Source organism: Vallitalea longa, assembly GCF_027923465.1.
Lineage (GTDB): Bacteria > Bacillota > Clostridia > Lachnospirales > Vallitaleaceae > Vallitalea > Vallitalea longa.
This window is the reverse complement of the sequence record NZ_BRLB01000007.1, coordinates 18,167-39,381: the sequence shown is the minus strand read 5'-3', so window position 1 is coordinate 39,381 and position 21,215 is coordinate 18,167. Positions and strand designations below refer to the sequence as shown.

Annotated in this window: 14 protein-coding genes and 1 tRNA gene; 12 read left to right on the top strand and 3 right to left on the bottom strand. The window is 29.2% G+C overall.

Annotated features, from left to right (window positions below):
* Positions 1-2: 2 nt before the first annotated feature.
* From ade to QMG30_RS12560, 3 genes are all read left to right on the top strand, one after another.
* Entirely contained in the window at positions 3-1,715 is a 1,713-nt protein-coding gene (ade, locus tag QMG30_RS12570; protein ID WP_281815863.1) for an adenine deaminase, read from the top strand.
* A 66-nt stretch (positions 1,716-1,781) separates the two neighbouring features.
* Positions 1,782-3,020, top strand: coding sequence for a threonine synthase (gene thrC / locus QMG30_RS12565; protein WP_281815861.1), 1,239 nt, complete (start codon positions 1,782-1,784; stop codon positions 3,018-3,020).
* A 90-nt stretch (positions 3,021-3,110) separates the two neighbouring features.
* Positions 3,111-4,370 carry an amidohydrolase family protein gene (locus QMG30_RS12560; protein WP_281815859.1) on the top strand — a complete coding sequence of 420 codons (1,260 nt, stop codon included), beginning with the start codon at positions 3,111-3,113 and terminating at the stop codon, positions 4,368-4,370.
* Between the two features lie 171 nt (positions 4,371-4,541).
* Here QMG30_RS12560 and QMG30_RS12555 read toward each other — a convergent pair whose 3' ends face one another.
* From QMG30_RS12555 to QMG30_RS12545, 3 genes are all read right to left on the bottom strand, one after another.
* On the bottom strand, positions 4,542-7,289 hold the full coding sequence (locus QMG30_RS12555) for a DUF6359 domain-containing protein (RefSeq protein WP_281815856.1): 2,748 nt from the start codon (positions 7,287-7,289) through the stop codon (positions 4,542-4,544).
* A gap of 316 nt (positions 7,290-7,605) precedes the next feature.
* Positions 7,606-8,436, bottom strand: a complete 831-nt coding sequence (locus tag QMG30_RS12550) for a hypothetical protein (RefSeq protein ID WP_281815854.1) — start codon at positions 8,434-8,436, stop codon at positions 7,606-7,608.
* Positions 8,437-8,874: 438 nt separating this feature from the next.
* Positions 8,875-8,958 (bottom strand) — tRNA-Leu (locus QMG30_RS12545).
* A 256-nt stretch (positions 8,959-9,214) separates the two neighbouring features.
* Between QMG30_RS12545 and QMG30_RS12540 the strand changes: the two genes are divergently transcribed.
* The 9 genes from QMG30_RS12540 (at position 9,215) to QMG30_RS12500 (ending at position 21,197) form a co-directional block, all read left to right on the top strand.
* Complete coding sequence (locus QMG30_RS12540) at positions 9,215-9,814, top strand: RNA polymerase sigma factor (RefSeq protein ID WP_281815853.1); 600 nt, start codon at positions 9,215-9,217, stop codon at positions 9,812-9,814.
* A 23-nt stretch (positions 9,815-9,837) separates the two neighbouring features.
* The gene (locus QMG30_RS12535; protein ID WP_281815852.1) at positions 9,838-10,776 is read left to right on the top strand and encodes an anti-sigma factor family protein; all 939 of its coding nucleotides are present in this window, start codon (positions 9,838-9,840) and stop codon (positions 10,774-10,776) included.
* Positions 10,777-11,025: 249 nt separating this feature from the next.
* Entirely contained in the window at positions 11,026-13,692 is a 2,667-nt protein-coding gene (polA, locus tag QMG30_RS12530) for a DNA polymerase I (RefSeq protein ID WP_281815850.1), read from the top strand.
* 126 nt (positions 13,693-13,818) lie between these two features.
* Positions 13,819-14,409, top strand: coding sequence for a dephospho-CoA kinase (gene coaE / locus QMG30_RS12525; protein ID WP_281815848.1), 591 nt, complete (start codon positions 13,819-13,821; stop codon positions 14,407-14,409).
* A 16-nt stretch (positions 14,410-14,425) separates the two neighbouring features.
* A complete protein-coding gene (locus tag QMG30_RS12520; RefSeq protein ID WP_281815845.1) occupies positions 14,426-16,057 on the top strand; it encodes a peptide ABC transporter substrate-binding protein in 1,632 nt (543 codons plus the stop codon).
* Positions 16,058-16,256: 199 nt separating this feature from the next.
* Positions 16,257-18,302: a cell division protein FtsA gene (locus QMG30_RS12515; RefSeq protein WP_281815842.1), complete on the top strand. Its 2,046-nt coding sequence runs from the start codon at positions 16,257-16,259 to the stop codon at positions 18,300-18,302.
* An 11-nt stretch (positions 18,303-18,313) separates the two neighbouring features.
* Entirely contained in the window at positions 18,314-19,975 is a 1,662-nt protein-coding gene (locus QMG30_RS12510) for a sensor domain-containing diguanylate cyclase (protein ID WP_281815839.1), read from the top strand.
* A gap of 126 nt (positions 19,976-20,101) precedes the next feature.
* Positions 20,102-20,902: an MBL fold metallo-hydrolase gene (locus QMG30_RS12505; protein WP_281815838.1), complete on the top strand. Its 801-nt coding sequence runs from the start codon at positions 20,102-20,104 to the stop codon at positions 20,900-20,902.
* Positions 20,903-20,924: 22 nt separating this feature from the next.
* The gene (locus tag QMG30_RS12500) at positions 20,925-21,197 is read left to right on the top strand and encodes an ACT domain-containing protein (RefSeq protein ID WP_281815837.1); all 273 of its coding nucleotides are present in this window, start codon (positions 20,925-20,927) and stop codon (positions 21,195-21,197) included.
* Positions 21,198-21,215: the final 18 nt, after the last annotated feature.

Below are 21,215 nucleotides of genomic sequence, written 5' to 3'. Positions count from 1 at the left end.
TCATGTCAAAAGTTAATAAAGTTAAAGTAGCAAGGGGAGATAAAAAGGCAGAATTAGTTCTTAAGGATTGTAATATAGTGAACGTTTTTAATTGTAATATAGAAAGAGCAGATATTGCAATAGAGCAGGGTGTTATTGTAGGTGTTGGCGAATATGAAGGAATTAAAGAAATTGATGTAGATGGAAGATATGTCTGCCCTGGATTCATAGATGGACATGTGCACATCGAATCATCTTTGTTAACACCACCTGGGTTCGCTCAACTAGTTGTGGCAAAAGGAACTACAACTGTTATTGAAGATCCTCATGAAATAGCTAATGTTTGCGGACTTGACGGAATAGATTATATGCTGAAAGCAAGTGAAAAATTACCACTTGATGTACTGGTTATGCTACCATCATGTGTTCCATCAACCAACTTCGAGAATTCTGGAGCAGTTTTATTAGCTGAAGATTTAGGTCTTATGAAAGACAAGAAAAATATTTTAGGATTAGGAGAAGTTATGAATTATCCAGATGTAATATCTGGAAATAAATATGTCTATGATAAATTAGAACTTATGAGAAATAGAATCATAGATGGTCATGCACCAAATGTTCTCGGAAAAAGGTTGAATGCTTATGTAACAGCTGGTGTAATGACGGATCATGAATGTACTAAGGTAGAAGAACTAGAAGAAAAAGTTTCTAAAGGCATGTATGTGCATATTAGAGAAGGTTCAGCAACTAGAAATTTAGAAGAATTAATTAGAGGTGTTACTCCTCAGAATAGTCGCAGAATTCTTTTCTGTACTGATGATAAGCAAGCTTATGATATAGAAAACGAAGGTCATATTAATTATAATGTGAAATTAGCTATTAAAAAAGGAATTAATCCAGTTACTGCAATTCAGATGGCAACTATTAACACTGCAGAGTGTTATGGACTAAAAGGTAAGGGAGCTATAGCGCCTGGATATGATGCCGATATTTTGATATTAAGCCATGAACTTAAAGATATAGCAATAAATGAAGTATACAAAAAAGGTAAGTTAGTAGCAAAGAATGACAAACCATTGTTTGATATTGAAATTTGTAGTGACCCTAGAGTATTGGATACAGTTAAAATAGATGCTATAGATAAAATATCATTGGAAATGCCATTGAAATCTTCAATAGTTAAAGTTATCCAATTGATAGAACATAATATTATAACTAAGAATGTTACAAGAAAAGTAGATGTGGAGAATGATTGTTTCAAGTATAATAGTAAGCTCGATATTCTGAAATTAGCAGTTATAGAAAGACATAAAGGAACTGGAAATGTGGGGCTTGGACTAGTAGAAGGCTATGGTTTGAAAGGCGGAGCAGTTGCCCTTACAATAGCTCATGATTCTCATAATATTATATCAATCGGTGACAATGATAATGATATGAAGGTTGCTGTCAAAGAGCTAAAACGGGTAAAAGGTGGAATTACTATTTGTGCAGAAGGCAAAGTACTAAAAACTTTACCATTAGAAGTTGGAGGACTCATGACTAATTCTTCCATTAAAGAAGTTGGCGACAGGATTAAAGAAATGAATAAGATAGCTATTACAAAAGGAGTAAACCCATCAATAGATCCTTTTTTGACTTTAGCCTTTTTAGCTCTTCCTGTTATACCGGAATTAAAATTGACTGATTGTGGTTTATTTGATGTAGATAAATTTTCTTTCGTAGATATTGAAGAATAGAGTATATAATTAATAATTTCAACTGAGAATCATTTGTTGAAATTTGATATTGAGGTGATATCATTTATGAAGTTTGTTAAGAATTATAGATGTACGTTATGTGGTAGAGAATATAGTAAAAATGAAAAATTATATACATGTCCAGAATGTGGTGAAAAGGGCATTTTGGATGTGGAATATGATTATGATGGATTAAAGAATATTTTATCACAATCATATTTTGATAATAACAGAAATTATTCAATGTGGAGATATAAAGATATAATATCTGTTGAAGACGAATATTTGGATGAAACACTAAGAGTTGGATGGACTCCACTATATAAATCGAAATCATTAGCTGATAAGATAGGTCTGAAAGAATTATATATTAAAGATGAGGGTCTGAATCCAACTGCATCGTTAAAGGATAGAGCTTCGGCTGTTGCAGTTATTAAAGCAAAAGAAGAAGAAAAAAAAACTATAGCATGTAGTTCTACTGGAAATGCTGCTTCTTCTTTAGCGGGAAATGCTGCTAGACTTGGAATTTCAACCGTTATTTTTGTTCCAGAAAGAGCACCTCAAGGGAAATTAGCCCAACTATTAATATATGGAGCGAAAGTTATATCCGTGAAAGGAGACTATAAAGAAACTTTTGAATTATCCAAAAAAGCTATTGACCATTGGGGTTGGTATAATCGTAATGCAGCTATAAATCCTCATCTTGTAGAGGGTAAAAAAACTGTAGCTATGGAAATAGCAGAGCAACTAAGATGGCATGTTCCTGATTGGGTAGTTGTATCTGTAGGTGATGGCTGTACAATCGGAGGGGTTTATAAAGGTTTTTATGATTTATTTCAAATTGGATTGATTGAAAGAATTCCCCGAATACTAGGTGTCCAAGCAGAAGGCTGCTGTCCTTTCTATACATCTTACAAGGAAAATGAACCTTTACGACCTGCTAAAGAAAATACAATAGCTGACAGTATATCTGTAGGAGTACCTAGGAATCCTGTCAAAGCTATGAACGCTGTTAGTAAATCAGGAGGTTCTTGGATAACTATCTCAGATACTGCTATATTAGAAGCTATGAAGTTACTGGGGTCTACAGAAGGAATATTTGGTGAACCAGCAGGTGTAGCAGGTCTAGCTGGTTTAATAAAAGCACTTAATGAAAATGTTATTTCTAATGATGAAAGTGTTTCTATTATTGTAACTGGTAATGGATTAAAAGATGTAAAAAATGCTTTAGCAGCAGTGGAAGCTCCGATAATATGTAATCCAGATATTAATCAACTAAAAAAATATTTAAGTGGGTTGCAATAATAATATTTATAATTATAATGTTTAGTATAAGGAAAATTTAGTATTATAATTATTACTATAACTTAATAATGCGAATATAGGAGGTGTGATATGACTAATATTAAAGCTTTAAAGGGTCATATCATCTATACTAAGGTAAAAGATACTTTTGAAGTACATGAAAATAGTTATATAGTCATTGATAATAAAAAGGTCGTTGGTATTTTTAAAGAACTTCCTGATATATATAAAGACATATCAATAATAGATTATGGTCATAATGCTATAATAATACCATCATTTATTGACTTACACATTCATGCACCTCAATATCTACAGATGGGTATAGGACTTGACCTTGAATTAATAGAATGGTTGCAACAATATACTTATAGAAATGAATCATTATTTTCAGATGTTGATTATGCAAAAAAGATATATCCAACATTTGTAGATAATTTATATAATGAAGGTACACTACGTTCTTGCATTTTTGCAACTATACACAATGAAAGTAATAAGATATTATTGGATGAACTGAAAAAGAAAAAGCTTTCTGCCTATGTTGGAAAAGTAAATATGAATCAGAATGCACCTAATGATCTTTTACAGTCTGCTGAATGTTCTTATGAAGAAACAAAAAGTTTTATTGATTATTTTACAGAAGATTTAATAAAACCTATTATCACTCCTAGATTTGCACCATGTTGTACTAGTGAATTACTAGCAAAATTAGGAAAACTGTCTATGAAACAAGAGCTTCCAGTTCAAACACATTTGGCAGAAAATAAAAAAGAAGTAGAGTGGGTGAAATCTCTCTTCCCAGACAGTAAAAATTATTCTGACGTTTATAAAAAATACAATTTATATGGTAATCAAAAAACACTTTTAGCTCATTCTATATATCTTTCTGATGAAGAAGTTGCTATGGCAAGTAATAATGACAATGTATATCTTGTCCATTGTCCTGATTCTAATGGTAATTTAACTAGTGGTATTATGCCGGTTACAAATTATTTAGATAAAGGAATTAAAGTCGGATTAGGTTCAGATATTGGTGCTGGACATAAAATGAGTATGCCAAGTACCATAACAAGTGCTGTTCAATATTCTAAGTTAAGGCATGTATTTAGAAATGAAGAACGTGTGTTAAGTTTATCAGAAGCATTTTATTTAGCTACAAATGTAAATGGTAGTTTCTTTGGTAAAGTCGGTAGTTTTGAAAAGGATAATTTTTTTGATGCTTTAGTTATTAGAGATCCCGATCCTCTTGTTAATTATCTGAAACCTATAGAGAAATTGCAGAGATTTTTATATAATGCTAGTAGTAATAGTATTGTCGAGAGGTATTTAGAGGGAGAAATTATTTAAAATCATTATTATAAATAATAAAGAACCAAACTATATAAGTGAACTACCGAAGTTTTTAATAAATAGGTAGTTCACTTATATTAGGTTTAAGAATTTTATATTATATTGTTGATTATCACTAACTGAATAAATTAATTATCTATTGTATCTTTTATATAGAATAGTATATATTCAATTAACAAATTGAATTGAAGAGACATTTCTAAGTCCTGGTAGTAACATATAATCATTACGAGTACCAGTTACTAGTATTTTTTCCCCAAGTGCATTAGGATTATTGAGTGGACTAAATTCATCTCTCATACTTGATTCTAATTTAACAGCTATAGTTTGAGCCCCAGAATCATTGGTATCTGCAACTTTTATAGCATATATACTGTTAAGGTCAGAAACTATATATCCTGTTAGAGTAACTTCTGTACCATTAGATTCATTAAGTGCTTCTGCAACAGTTAAGGTATTTTCATCACCGCCGGAATCAACAAATTCTATAGAGGTAACATTTTTTAGTCCAGGAAGTAACATATAATCATTACGAGTACCAGTAACTAAAACTTTACGACCTAGAGCATCGGGATTATTAAGTGGACTGAATTCATCTCTCATATTGGATTCTAGCTTGACAGCAATAGTTTCGGCTTGAGAGTCATTAGTATCCGCAACTTTAACAGCATATATACCATTAAGGTCAGAAACTATATATCCCGTAAGAGTAACCTCTGTACCATTAGATTCATTAAGAGCTTCTGCAACAGTTAAGGTATTTTCATCACCGCCAGAATCAGCAAACTCTATAGAGGTAACATTTTTTAATCCAGGAAGTAACATATAATCATTGCGAGTACCAGTAACTAGAATTTTACGACCTAGAGCATCGGGATTATTAAGTGGACTGAATTCGTTTCTCATATTGGATTCTAGCTTGACAGCAATAGTTTCGGCTTGAGAGTCATTGGTATCAGCAACTTTAACAGCATATATACCATTGAGGTCAGAAACTATATAACCTGTAAGTGTAACTTCCATACCATTAGGTTCATTAAGAGCTTCTGCTACAGATAAAGCTGACGGTTGTGGACTATCTATAATTGGTGTTGTTTGACCATTAACTACATCATATGTACCAGTATAATCGTTTTTTAATATTCCATCAGTACCATATAGTGATAATGTTATGCCTGTATCTTCTTTAACTGCTATAGTTACTTGATTAGAAGAGTCTATTTGTGCAGTTCCCAAAATAACTCCATCTTTAGATGCAACTACTATCTCCCCAATATTACCTGAAATATTACCTTGTAAGTATCCATAACCAGTTGATAGGGCTGTAACAGTTTTAGTATCTTTATTGGCACCATCAACCTTTATTCTAATCTTAACTGGAGGATTAGCTACTGAAACTATTCTGGCAGTAACTGCTGTTGGCAAAGGAACAGGTACAGCATTATATCCAGAAGAAGTCCAAGAACCATTTATATAAAGCTGGCCTTGCTGACTACCACCATCAAGATAAGCACCGAATAGTGGATTAGTAGCATCACCTGTTATTGATATGGCAAAAGGTTCGTTTTCATATACATATGTTGGATATAAAGCAAATGAAGCAGAATCACTGGAGCCACCTGATGAAGGATAAGGTGCACCAAAAGAACCATCAGCAAATGAGTCAGTATTCCATGGATCATATCCACCAGATGGGTTAGTCCAAGGTTCAGATTGTTGTTCTGCTGTTTCTATGGTCGACATTGGATTAGGAGTTGGAATACCAGCAGAATGATTGACTCCATCAAATCCTATATAATTTTCTTGAGTCGCAAGCCAATTCACAATATTTATGCTAAGTGTCGCAGCATGTCCAGTATCATTCCAACCAGGCCATGTGGATTTTGTTGATCCAGTATCTTCTCTAAAATATTTTGGTGTAGAATCTTCGATTGGTGAAGAATCTCCAATAAAAGCTGCTTTTCCTAAACTTGGTTTTGAAATAGCTACATAAGCTCCTTCATCTTCACCACCATAGTATAGACCTGTATCTGCTGCATGAGACCATGGAGTAGGGTTATCGATAGATGAAAAATATACAAGCCCTTTTGCTTTGGTTCCATCAACTATTGATAAAGTGGATCCAGCTGCCATAAGTATTGGATCTACACCTTGTGTAATACCTTCCGAATATGTTGGAGTTTTAATAGAAGAGACGCCATCTAAACAATTTATAGCATTAAATCTAAATCTTAAGCCGAATGTTTCAGATAGCCAACCTGCATTAGCTAATCCAGGGTTTCTCATATCTCCATATTCTGTACTCATGTTGTAAGTTTGATCAGTGGATCTATTATATCCATTATATACTTCTGTTGAATCCCATGTGTTAAGGTTCCTATCTGCATTATAATGATCTGAAATAAAGTATATACCTTTTCCTGAATCTACGAATTGTTCTAAAGCATCATATTCAGATATCATAAGTGGTCTATTTGATTCAGCCATTACAAAAACATCTGCATTACTAATTGCATTATAAGTGATAACACATTCATTTAGAGCAACATTACCAGATTGTCTATCGTCGTAATATCTGATACATCCGTCATTGTTTTTATCAATACCTCGATATTCTCTTACAGTATATCCCTCGTTAACTAATGCATCGGCAAAGCTAGAAAAAGCCCCGTCAATAACCCAATCAGCATTTCCGGATGTACCACCGTGTGAAGTGTCGAACAAAACAAGTTTGCCATTATCATTAGTTGGAGAAGGTGTTTTTGCAGGTATGATGTTGTTCCAGTCGTATTGTGTAGTTGCAGCATTTGCTGATAAATGTGTTAATGTTTGATTTGGAATAAAATATGATGTCAATAGAAGTGTTAAAACTAGTGTCCAAAGAAGTTTTGAGAACTTAGAAGAATGCTTAAACATAAAACTAATACCTCCTTGATTTATTTTAAATTTTTGGACATACTATAGTTTATTAATACATTAGATTATTTAGTATTTTTTTGCAAACATTATATATTCATTATATAACAAAACATCTTAACTTTCAATTCGCTTATGTTGCAATATTAAAACTTATAGTTTTGTTTTAAATTGCTGTAGTATGAATAATATAAAAATAACATGGGAATTAGTAGATAGAATTAATAATAGATATGTTTCTAGTGGTTTTAACAAGAACATATCTATTTCTATTATTTGGATGTAATATATTTAAATTAAAGGGAAAATAATTGAGTTAATTAATATTTAGCTCACTTTTTCTTAGAAAGTTGGTATCGCAGTCATTTATTGTATCAATGTCAGGAGCTATAACGTAAAGAAAGACCGTACATTTCTTTTCATCAAAATATTTTACATAAATCCTACTTTTGAATTTTGTTACAGGAAAGTCTTGTTCCTCATTATATTTAGCAGGTGGTTTACCATATTGAATATACGCTTGGTAATTCTTTTTATACTTATGATTATGTCCGTGAGTAGTTACTGTAGCATCAATTAATACCCAATCTTTATAATTAATAAACTCATTTATTTGTTTGACACTATCTATTTTATAATCCTCCACAGGGTCATATAATCCAAATCCTGCCAAAACAAGTTCATTGATATCAAATGTTCCTGGCAATATCGCTTCTTCAATATCGATTTCACCATTATCATTAAATCCGAATTTATGATTTGTATTTTCCAGTTCTTTTACAAAATAAGAACCATAGAATGCGCCATAATAATCCGAATTAGGATTATATATTGATGAAGCACCATTAAGATATTCAAATGCCCCGAAATTGTATAATACAGTGAAATTCATATCCCTATCAATAAAATCAGAAAAACCTTTGTCGTCATTGAATGTCATAACAAATGGATACCAATCTTTTTCATTTGTAGATAGTCCTCCAGGCATGTTAATATCTATATCAATATTTTTTGTGAAACTATCTTTTTCACATATATAACTATATATTTTCATTACACATATGCTTTTCACAAATTGAAAAAAAGGACTGATGATGAATAAAATTATTACTATACATATAATTAATTTTTTAATAATTGGCTTCATAGAAAATCTCCTTACTATGATAAATAATGCTATGATAAATTATGTTTTCTAAAAATCATTATAATTATTCCTATAACCAATACTATAAAATATAATGTAACAAACAATAGTAAAAAGTCATTTGAAATACCTCCTTTTTTATGCTCATAGTATAGCATTATCTTAGGTTGCATTCTAGCAAATAGACTTGAAATATCCGCAACTACTAGTTGCATAATCATTGAATAAGTTGAATAGAAGCTTATTTATTTATTAATTATAACGATTAAGTAACCAATATACAACTTTTGTTATAAATCATTGTATTTATAATTTTTTTTATTCAGTAGTGAGTAATATTATTATTGTCAATTCATTTTTAATAGATAAAGTATAATATTTATTAGATAATGAAAAAAAGGTTAAAACCCAGTATCTAACTGTGTCTTAACCTTTAAATGCGGATGAAGGGACTCGAACCCTTACGATGTCACCACCGGTAGATTTTGAGTCTACTGCGTCTGCCGGTTCCGCCACATCCGCTTGTTCATCTGACGCTCATAAATATTAACACATCCCAAAAGAAAAATCAATAACTTTTTAGAAAAAATTTCAAGTTTAAAAATTCTGTTAATATAAACTGTGTTGAAAAATATCTTTACATATCTATGATTTTTGTTACAATATGGGTAGTACGATAATTTAGTGATCTGTAATATGAATAGATAACGGTACCAATATATAAATTAGAAAATATGATGAGGTTAAGGGTTTTTATGAGAGGAGGTAAAATCTAAAGATGGCACAAGATATTGAAAAGACCATTATAAAAAAAGCAAAAAAAGGAAACAAAGATGCATTTGAAAAATTAGTAATGAATTATGAAAAGAGAGTATACAATATTGCTTATCAAATGTTTGGGAATGAACATGATGCTAATGATATGTCTCAAGAAGTTTTCATAAAAGTATATAAATCTCTAGATAAATTTAACTTCAAATCTTCTTTCTCAACTTGGATACACAGAATAACAGTTAATACTTGTATAGACGAATATAGGAAAAAGAAAAAAAATTATCAGGTTGAATCTATGGATGAAACTATGGAACAACAAGATGGTACAGTACATAAACAATTTGTTGATAAAAGTTTAACACCTGAAGAAAAAGCAATTAAAAATGAAAATGTTAGGTTTATAAGGGAATCCATAGACGAATTAAAAGAGGAACACAAAATGATCATAATACTAAGAGATATAAAGGGGTATTCTTATGATGATATCGCAGATATACTAGATATTTCCATAGGAACAGTAAAATCACGTATATCTAGGGCTAGAGCATCATTAAAGAAAATAATTAAAGAAACTCAGGAACAAAATATTAATTTCTACGTCTAATTAAGTGAAAGGAGGGCATTAAAATGAATTGTGATAAAGTATTAGATATAATATCGTTATATATTGATGAACAATTATCTACGAAAGAAAAAAAAGCGTTTGAAGAGCATATTGCAAGTTGTAATAAATGTAAAGAAGAACTTGATTTTATGCAGAATATCATCAATGATGTTAACGATTTAAATGAAGATAAAGAATTGCCAAAAGATTTCCATAAAAATCTAATGGTTAAAATAGATAACACAAATGCAGCTAAAAAGAAGATTGAAAACAAAATAACTAAGCTTAACAAATTCAAAAAGTATTATACAGCAGTTGCAGCAGCATTTGTAGTAGTTGTTATTTTTGGGTTGATTAGGATGAATAATACTGATATGTATACCAGTGATGGATTACATTTTGATAAACAATCTGTAGTTGAAGAAAGTACTGAAAATGATAAAAAACCTCTAGAAAATGTTAAAGACAATCCAAAAACATTTTCAGTAACTGATAAATCAGTTTCCACAGATAATGATACCGATGTTAATGAAAGAGAACAAAATCAGAGTATAAAAGGAAATAAAGAATTACCTCAAACTACAAAAACAGTACCGAGAAGTATTGAGCCTAGCAATGAAAATAGTGAATCTGTCAATATTGAATTTAATGAGAATAATGAGGATAATATTAAAGCTGAAAATCAACAAATATTATCTATGGATGGAAAAGAAAAAAATGGAGAAACAAAAATTGTTAAAACAGACAAGGATGAATCAAATAATGATACCGTTGATGAAATATCCAATGCCGAAAATGCGAATAATAGTAAATCTGATGATTATGGTAATAATCAAAATGAATCAAACAAGAAAACAGGGGTTAATTGGTATGTAAGTAGTATCATAGTGATTTCATTAATTATTGTATTATTTTTACCGTTATTAATTATAAAAAATATAAAGAATAAATTAAATAGATAGATAGATCAAAAGGGCAAAGAATGATTATTCTTTGCTTTTTTGTTCATATTCATTGTTTATTAAGTATTGATTTGTTATAATAATTTATAGTATTATAAAAAAATATATAAAATTAAATAACCCAACTTTTCCACCTTGAATTTAATGCAGAACTCTATTTTTATTCTGCAAAGCCTTTTAATTAGCTTGCTAGAATAGAATTATTGAAGTGGAAAAGTTGAGTAAATAATAAATAAGGATGAATAAAATATGAGTAATGAAAAAGTACTATTAGTTGATGGAAATAGTATTATGAATAGAGCTTATTATGGATTACCTTTATTATCTAATTCAGAAGGTATGTATACTAATGCGGTTCTAGGTTTTATAAATATACTATTAAAAGTTATAAAAGATGAAAATGCAACTCATTTAGGTGTTGCTTTTGATTTGAAAGCACCTACTTTCCGACATGATAAATATAAAGAATATAAGGGTAATAGAAAAGGAATGCCTGATGAACTTAGGATGCAGATGCCTGTGATAAAAGAAGTCTTAAAAGCTATGAATATCAATATCTATGAAATGGAAGGTTATGAAGCTGATGACATTCTTGGTACATTAGCTCACAAAGCCCAAGAATCTGGACTAGATACAACAGTTTTATCCGGTGATAGGGACTTATTGCAATTAGCAACGGATAGGGTAAAGATTAGTATACCTAAGACTAAAAAAGGTACAACCACTGTGGAGAATTATTTTGAAAAAGATGTAATTGACTTATACAGTGTTACTCCTACAGAATTTATTGATTTAAAAGGACTTATGGGTGATGCATCAGATAATATTCCTGGAGTACCAGGTATAGGTGAAAAAACAGCAATCAAGATAATATCAAAATATCATTCTATAGAAGAGGCCTATGAGAATGTTGACGAATTAAAACCTCCTAGAGCTTCCAAAAACCTTAAAGAAAACTATGATTTGGCTGTTCTAAGTAAAGAACTGGCTACTATTTGTGTAGACTGTAATATAGATTTTGAAAAAGATAATATGGTTATTGACGATATATTTAATGAAGAGACATATAAATTATTTAAAAATCTAGAATTCAAACGCCTTCTAGAAAAATTTGATTCATCTATAGGAGATGATGAGAAGAGTATATTGCCTGTAAATTACAATTCTATAGATACTAAAGATGAATTGAAAAAATTGATATCTAATATATTAGGGAACAAATTATTAGCATACTACATTGTAACTGATAATGATAAGATTATTGGTGTTAGTGTTGCTTATGATAAAGAAAATGCTTATTTCATAAAATGTTTTAATGAATTAGAAAGCACGTATGTTTTTGAACAACTTAAAAATATATTTGAAAATAAAGACATAGTTAAGGTTACGCATGGACTAAAGAGAGACTTGCACATACTTGCAAAATACAATATTAAATGTGAAAATGTGTTATTCGATACTTTTGTAGGAGCATATACCATTAATCCAACAAAAGATACTTACGATATAGATGATATAGCAAGAGAATATCTAGATATAATTATGAAGTCTGAAGAAGAATTATTAGGAAAAGGTAGAAACAAAATTTCTTATCTAAATCTTAGTGAAGAAGAATTGATTAACCATTGTTCAATGCTGTCAGCAATAATATTCTATAGTTATGACATCATTGATAATAAAATTAATGAATTAGATATGCATAAATTATTTTATGAAATAGAAATGCCATTGATATACGTTTTGTATGACATGGAATTGTATGGGATAAAAGTAGATAGTGTATTACTAAATGAATATGCTGAAAAATTGGGTAAGATAATTGATCTCTTAGAAAGTGAGATTTATGAACTAGCTGGAGAAACATTCAATATTAAATCTCCAAAACAACTTGGTATCATTTTATTTGAAAAATTGGAATTACCTGTAATCAAAAAAACTAAAACAGGTTATTCTACTGCGGCAGAAGTCCTTGATAAATTAAAGGGAGAACATCCTATAATAAATAAAATAAGTGAATATAGACAACTTACAAAATTAAAATCAACTTATGCAGATGGTTTATTTGATTATATCGGTAAAGAAGATTCAAGAATCCATTCTACTTTTAAACAGACTATTACTTCAACTGGTAGAATCAGTTCTATTGAACCTAATCTGCAAAATATACCAATTAAAATGGAAATAGGAAGAGAAATAAGAAAAGTATTTGTTCCAGAAGAAGATTATGTTTTCATAGATGCTGATTATTCACAAATAGAATTGCGTTTATTAGCTCATTTAGCAGAAGATGAGACATTGATTGAAGCTTATAATGATCATCAGGATATTCATAGACTTACAGCTTCTCAGGTATTTCATATACCTTTTGAAGAAGTAACTAGTTTACAGAGAAGCAATGCAAAAGCAGTTAATTTTGGAATCGTATATGGAATAGGAGCTTTTAGTTTAGGACAAGATCTTCATATCTCAAGAAAAGAAGCACAAGAATATATTGATAATTATTTTAGAAAGTATCCAAGTGTAAAGATATATCTTGATAATTGTATCAGATATGCCAAAAACAGAGGATATTCTTTAACGATGCTCAATAGACGAAGACCAATACCTGAACTTATGTCAAGCAATTTTATGCAGAGATCTTTTGGTGAAAGAATTGCCATGAATACTCCAATCCAAGGTAGTGCGGCTGATGTAATAAAAATAGCTATGATCAATATTAGTAAAAGACTAAAATCCGAAAACTTACGTTCAAGACTGATTCTGCAGATACATGATGAATTATTGATAGAAGCACATAGAGATGAAGTTGACTTAGTGAAAAAATATCTAGTAGAAGAAATGGAAAACGCAGTAGATATAAGTGTTAAATTAGAAGTCGATGTAAATATGGGTATGACGTGGTATGATGTCAAATAATAGTTGGGGCTAAGTATTATATATAGTCTTTATGGAAATATTATTAATTATATTTCTCTATATTCAATATTATATTGATTTAATTAGAAATTTATTTATTGTGTATAAAAATTTGGAGTTGATTTAATGAAAATTATTGGCATAATTGGTGGATGTGGAAGTGGTAAGTCGGAAGTATCTAATCTACTTAAAAATAAATTTAATGCTTATATTATAAATGCTGATAAAGTCGCACATGAAATATTAGAAAAAGATAGTGAAGCGTATAAAAAAATCATTAAATGTTTTGGTAAGAATATTTTGGATAATAATGGTAATATTAATAGAAAAAGGTTAGGAGCAGTAGTCTTTTCTGATAAAGAAAAACTAAAGCTGTTAACTAATATTACTCATCCGTATATTAATGATAATATAATCCAAATTATCAATGATCTTAAAAAAGATAATAAATATAAGTATATAGTTCTAGAAATTACAGCTTTAGGTAAAGGTGAAATTTATTCTTTGATCGATGAATATTGGTATATTTATTGTAATATGAACGTACGATTGGATAGACTATTAAAGTATAGAAATATTTCAGCAGAATCCGCTAAAGATATAATTGGTAAACAACCAACAGATAGTGAATTTAGAAAATATGCAGATGTAGTGATAGATAATAGTAATACTTTAAAATATACTTTTGAGCAAATCAAAGCATATTTGATTAATTAACAGGAGGAAAAATTTAATGAGAAAATTATCTTTATGTATGCTGTTAATAATATTGTGTTTCTCACAACTTGGTGGATGTACTAAAATAACAGATAAGAATACAATAGAAAACACTAAAAATAACGAATCAAGTGAAAATTCCGAAGAAAAATCTGTTGAACCAGTTGCTAGTTTCGGAGGAGAGTTAAAGTTATTAATAAGAAATCCAGCTACATTAAATCCATTACTTAATACAGATAGAACTATCGATCAAATGCTAAAATTAGTTTTTGACCCACTTTTTGTATTGGATGATAATGAAAAACCTGTACCGAATTTGGTTGATTCGTATACTTTATCAGAAGCTGGAACTTCAATAACAATAACCTTGAAGAAAAATATAATGTTTCATAATGGTACTGAATTACACTCTCAAGATGTTGTGTATACCATTAATACATTAAAAGCTGCTCCTGAAGATTCTATATATAAAGTTAATGTCAAAAATTATAAAAGAGTCTCTGCTATAGATAATTATACTTTTAAAATTTATTTTGACCAACCTTTTGCATTTTCTTTATATACAATGAATTTTCCTATAATACCTAGACAGTATTATAAATCTAGTGAAGATAATAGTATGAAACCTGTTGGTACAGGACCATATTCATTTTCTAGCTTTACTACAATGAGAGAACTTAAGCTAGTAGCCAATGAAAATTGGTTTGAAGGAGATGTATATGTTACTAATATCAAAGGCATTATTACAAAAGATGAAGAAAATGATTTGAATGCTTTTGAACAGAATATAGTGGATATGATTAATCCTAAAAAATTCGATTGGCAGGAATATGCAGAAACAAAAGGAGTAGCATTAACTGAATACCCGACTTATTATTATACATTCTTAGGTTATAACTTTAATAATAGAGTATTGAACGATAAAAACATTAGACAATCTATTGCATATGCGATTAATCGAGAAGATATTATCAAGAATGAATTTTTAAATCATGCGTATATAACTGAATATCCAATACATCCTAAATCATGGTTGAATGAAAATGCAGAAACAAAATATAATTATGATAATAAAAAAGCGAAAGACTTAATATCCGCTGCTGATTTTTTGGATACTGATGAAGATAAGATATTAGATAGAAATGTTGATGGAACCAAAGAAAATCTTAGTTTAAGGATATTAGTTAACAACGATAATCCTATTAGACTGAAAATAGCAAATAATATTAAAGAATCCTTAGAAAAAGCAGGATTCGTGATAACACTAGATTCGGTTGATAGAATAACCTATAATCAAAAAATAACTGATAAAGATTTTGATTTATTGTTAGGTGAATGGAAACTTTCCACTATACCTGATTTTACATTTGCTTTCCATTCAACCCAGATTAATAATGGTAATAATTTTATTAGTTATAACAATCCAGAAATGGATAGAATATTACAAAATGTATTTTCAAGTGTAACGGATAATGATTTGTTGAATTCTATTAATGAATTCAAGAATCTATTTTCTGAAGAATTACCTTATTTCAGTTTATTCTTCAGAACATCTGCAATGATAACTAAAGAAAGAGTACAAGGTAAACTTGACCCTTCAATTTATAATAATTATAATGGTATAGAAAATCTATATATTGTAGAATAAAATTTATATATAAAATACTATCAGAGGATTATTTTCATAAAGAATCTAATCCTCTTTTGTTAAAAAAAATATAAAAGTCTAGATTTTTTCCATTTATGTGTTATTATATATTATGTATATGTATGCAAAATATTGATTTACCAATAATATTAAATTGATATAAAGTTCTGTAATAAGCATTTGAGGTGATTTTTAAGCTATGACATCAGAAGAAATATTACATGTTAATGAGTATGTTTTTGGACTTGATATAGGAACCAGAAGTATAGTTGGAATAGTAGGTTGTATGGATAATGATAAGTTTAATGTAATAGGGAATTATACTGCTCTACATAATACACGAGCCATGATAGATGGACAAATCCATGATATTGATAAAGTTGCTGAAACGGTCAATATAGTTAAGACTAAACTCGAAAAGCAAATTGGTTTTAAGCTTAAGAATGTATGTATAGCTGCAGCTGGAAGAGTATTAAAAACATATCAAGTACATGTAGAAGAACAAATGGAGAACAATGAAATAATTAATAAAGACCATATCCATCTTTTGGAATTGATGGCTATGGATAAGGCACATAACATGTTAGATGAAGAACTAAATGACAATAGTGTTTATCATTGTGTAGGATATAGTGTAATAAAGTACTATCTCAATGATTATACATTTTCCAATTTGGAAGGTCATAAAGGTAAAAAAATCGGGGTGGATTTACTTTCTACATTTTTACCACAGGAAGTAGTTGATAGTCTGTATTCAGTTATTGATAAATGCAATCTTAAGATATCAAATCTTACTTTAGAACCAATAGCGGCAATTAATATTGCAATTCCAGAAAGATATAGGTTATTGAATATAGCTTTAGTAGATATTGGTGCAGGTACCTCAGATATTGCCATTACAAAAGAAGGAAGTATCATAGCTTATGGTATGATTCCTATGGCTGGAGATGAAATAACTGAACAAATTGTACATAACTATTTAGTAGATTTCGAAACCGCTGAAAAAATGAAGCTTAAACTCAATAAAGTTAAAACTATAGTATTTAAAGATATTATGGGGATTACACATAAAATAAATTCTGAAGAAATATATAATACAATAAAACCAACAATTGATTTATTGGCTGAAAATATAAGCAATAAGATATTCGAACTCAATGGAGGTAAAACTACCAATGCAGTTTTTTGTGTCGGTGGTGGAGGAAGACTTAAACAGTTTACCAAAATCTTATCAAGTAAGCTTTTACTTCCTAATGAGAGAGTTGCATTAAGAGGTTATGAAGTTCTCAATAATGTATACTTTAAAGATAGAAAATCTAAAAATCCAGAAATGGTTACACCTGTTGGTATATGTCTCAGTGGACTAGACAAGATCAATAATAATTTTATTAATGTTATATTAAATGGTGAAAAACTGAAAGTATTTAATAACAATAATTTAACTTTAGTTGATATAGTTGCTTATAAAGGCTATAATCATAAGAATTTGATATGTAGACGTGGAAAAGATTTAACCTATAAATTGAATGGAACCATAATAAAATTGAGAGGTAGTACTGGAGAACCAGCAATTATACGCGTTAATGAAAAAATAGCAAGTCTCAATCATCCAATAAGTGCGGATGATAATATAACGCTTATTGAAGCGAAACATGGGAAAATGCCATCTTTACTGATTAAAGATATAATAGATAAATATGGAAAATTCAATGTTATCATTAATGATAATAAATTCAATTTTCCATATAAAATAATGGTCAATGATGTAGAAAAAGATAATAGTTATATAATAAATGACCAAGATGATATTAAAATATTTACCGATTATACAATAAAAGATATCATAGATATTACAGATATTAATACTGAAAATAGTTCAATATATGTTAATGATGAATTAAAGTCTCTTAATCATATTGTCAATAGATATGATAAGATTAAAATAGTATTAAATGAAAATACAATAAAAGATGTTAATGATAGTAAAACTAACGAGATTGCTGCTACAATTGAGAATGAAAAAATATCTTTCAATAATAATAATCAAGTAAAAGTATATGTAAATGGAAAAGATATCATATTACAAGGTAAACAATCTTATATTTTCGTAGATATTTTTGATTACATAGATTTCGATTTGAAAAGACCACAGGGTAAAATAGTTTGCCTTATAAATAAAAGAACAGCTTCTTATATGGAAAAGATAAGCATGGGAGATCAAATAGAAGTATATTGGGACAAGTGAGGGGATAGGCCTTGGAACGCACATTAAAATATGAAAAGAGATTTATACATATATATACTATAATAACAGCTATGATTATTATATATTTTGTGATTACTAAATTAACTAATAGGTGCGATAAATTTATTATTCAAGGACTAATTCTAGTTATAGTACTATATATTATTAATATAGTCTTCCATAAATTAGAATATTTTAAGAATATTTATATTTTTTACGCTGTAAAATTGATTCAGCTGATTATAACTTCATTTGTCGTATTTGAAGAAAGTAGATTTCTTACTAATTCTGCATGTATTATGTATATAATGTTATGTGTAGAAGTAATCATTATACTTGGTTTTGAAAATAAATTAATTAGATATAATGCATATGGTTTAGTAATATTGCCATTAACTTTAGCTAGTATTTATAGGGGTATTACAGGTCATTTGACTTTTGTACCAGTTCTTTTCATGTTACAGATTGTCATTGTAGTTATAGGAGTTTATCTAATATTTTATGGTTCTACAGAAGATCTCAAGAATCAGGTAAACATTCAAAAGAAATTATGGTTGAAAGTTAAAAATAAAAATCAAGAGTTGGTAGTATCAGGGAAACAGATTCAACAAGTCCATGATCAATTAGTTAAACAAAAAATGGAACTGGAGAAAGCTAATAAAAGATTAAGTAGATTTACAGCTGAAATGTATATCCAAAATGAAATACTCAGTTATATAAGTTCTGTTTTGGATGTTGATGAATTAATGGAATTGGTTACTGATTCCATATTAGGTGCAATCGGTGTAGATACCTGTTCATTGGTTATTTACGATGTCAATCTTGATACTTATCATTATAAAGTTAAATCTACACACGGTAAAGATTATTTAAAATCATTTGTCAGTATTATGAATACAGGAAAACTGGACAGATACTTCAGCATAAAAGATCCATATATAGATAATGATGTGAGTAAAGGAAAATATGAATTCATATCCAAAAGAGATGTTGGTTCTTTAGTTATAATACCAATACTTAATGATAAAAATACATATGGACTATTGATAGCTGAACATACAGCTACCCAAATGATTAATGAAAATAGTATACAATTTTTTCAGGGAATCGCTAATCAGATTAACATTGCTATCAATAATGCAAACTTATATGCTAAGATGGAAGAAATGGCTAAGAGAGACGGTTTGACATGTGTCTATAACCGAAATTATTTGCAGAAAGCATATAGGGATCTTTATAAAGATGCAGAAACCAATAATAAAGTATTATCCCTTGCGCTTTTCGACATAGACAAATTCAAAAAAGTCAATGATACGTATGGTCATATATTCGGGGACCAAGTTTTGAAAATCATAGCGAACATATCTGAAAAATATGCTAACCAACAAGGTGGTATAGTGGGACGATACGGTGGTGAGGAGTTTGTTGTAATTTTTCCTAACAAAAACTTAGATGAAGCTTATAAGGTCATGGAAGATATACATACTAATATAACAAAGCAAAAAATATCCCATGACGATAAATTGATTAATATAAATATCAGTACAGGAATTTCTTCTTATCCAGAAGTATGTAAAAGCGCCAAAGATTTATTAAAAAGAGCTGACAGTGCAATGTACATTTCAAAAGCTAACGGTAGAGGAAGAATTACTATTGATAATATTGATTTATAATGTATAATATAAGCTATAAACTTTATATGGTTTATGGCTTTATTACTTTCAAAAAATCGTATAATCACTTAATTGTATGATATAAGCGTAATTTAGCAAAGATAATATAAAGATGGGAGATTAGTAATGGCACTTAAATTATGTAGTATAGCTAGTGGCAGTAGTGGTAATTGTATATATGTAGGAACTGATAAAGTTAATTTATTAGTGGATTCAGGTATAAGCCGAAAGAAAGTAGAAATAGGACTGAATGATATAAATATAGATCCTAATACTATAGATGGTATCTTAATAACTCATGAGCATTCAGACCATATTAAAGGTATTGGAGTATTTGCTAGAAAATATAAAAAACCTATATATACTACTAGAAAAACATGGAATGCTACATTAAATTATAGCGCATTAGGGAAAATGCCAGATGATTTGTTTGTTGAAATTTTTCCCAATGAAGATTTTGTGATTAAGGATATGATGATACATCCTTTTAAATCATTTCATGATGCAATTGATCCAGTATGTTATACTTTTAGAAGTGAAGATAAAAAAATAAGCGTTGCAACAGATTTAGGATGTTATGATGAATACATAATAGATAATTTACATGGTTCTAATGTTTTATTTATAGAAGCAAACCATGATGTAAGACTATTAGAGGTAGGAAAGTATCCTTATTTCCTTAAAAAAAGAATTCTTAGTGATGTAGGACACTTGTCAAATGAGAAATCAGGCGAATTAATTTCTACATTATATGACGAAGCTTTATCACATGTGATTTTAGGACATCTTAGTAAGGAAAATAATTTTCCCGAGCTAGCTTATGAATCAGTCAAAACAGTATTATCAAATTGTTCACATATTAATTGTAATGATTTGAATTTATCAGTTGCATCAAGAAACAGTAATTCAGAACTAGTTGTTGTATAAGACAGAAAGGAGTAGTTTAGTAATGAAAAAAGGTATTATAACAGTAGTAGGAAAAGATAGAGTTGGAATTATTTCGGAGGTTTGTGCCTATCTTGCAAAAGATAATATTAATATCCTTGATATATCTCAAACAATCGTACAAGGTTTTTTCAATATGATGATGATAGTAGATGTTAATAATATAACAAAGCCTTTTGGAGAAGTTGTAGATGAATTAGACCAACTTGGAAATAAAATAGGAGTAACTATAAAACTTCAACACGAAGAAATCTTTAATAAGATGCATAGATTATAACTATTATAAATACAACCT

Coding starts and splice junctions, on each gene's coding strand:
- QMG30_RS12500 (WP_281815837.1), top strand. CDS start 20,925: ATGAAAAAAGGTATTATAACAGTAGTAGGAAAAGATAGAGTTGGAATT.
- QMG30_RS12520 (WP_281815845.1), top strand. CDS start 14,426: ATGAGAAAATTATCTTTATGTATGCTGTTAATAATATTGTGTTTCTCA.
- QMG30_RS12555 (WP_281815856.1), bottom strand. CDS start 7,289: ATGTTTAAGCATTCTTCTAAGTTCTCAAAACTTCTTTGGACACTAGTT.
- QMG30_RS12515 (WP_281815842.1), top strand. CDS start 16,257: ATGACATCAGAAGAAATATTACATGTTAATGAGTATGTTTTTGGACTT.
- thrC (WP_281815861.1), top strand. CDS start 1,782: ATGAAGTTTGTTAAGAATTATAGATGTACGTTATGTGGTAGAGAATAT.
- QMG30_RS12535 (WP_281815852.1), top strand. CDS start 9,838: ATGAATTGTGATAAAGTATTAGATATAATATCGTTATATATTGATGAA.
- coaE (WP_281815848.1), top strand. CDS start 13,819: ATGAAAATTATTGGCATAATTGGTGGATGTGGAAGTGGTAAGTCGGAA.
- polA (WP_281815850.1), top strand. CDS start 11,026: ATGAGTAATGAAAAAGTACTATTAGTTGATGGAAATAGTATTATGAAT.
- QMG30_RS12540 (WP_281815853.1), top strand. CDS start 9,215: ATGGCACAAGATATTGAAAAGACCATTATAAAAAAAGCAAAAAAAGGA.
- ade (WP_281815863.1), top strand. CDS start 3: ATGTCAAAAGTTAATAAAGTTAAAGTAGCAAGGGGAGATAAAAAGGCA.
- QMG30_RS12550 (WP_281815854.1), bottom strand. CDS start 8,436: ATGAAGCCAATTATTAAAAAATTAATTATATGTATAGTAATAATTTTA.
- QMG30_RS12560 (WP_281815859.1), top strand. CDS start 3,111: ATGACTAATATTAAAGCTTTAAAGGGTCATATCATCTATACTAAGGTA.
- QMG30_RS12505 (WP_281815838.1), top strand. CDS start 20,102: ATGGCACTTAAATTATGTAGTATAGCTAGTGGCAGTAGTGGTAATTGT.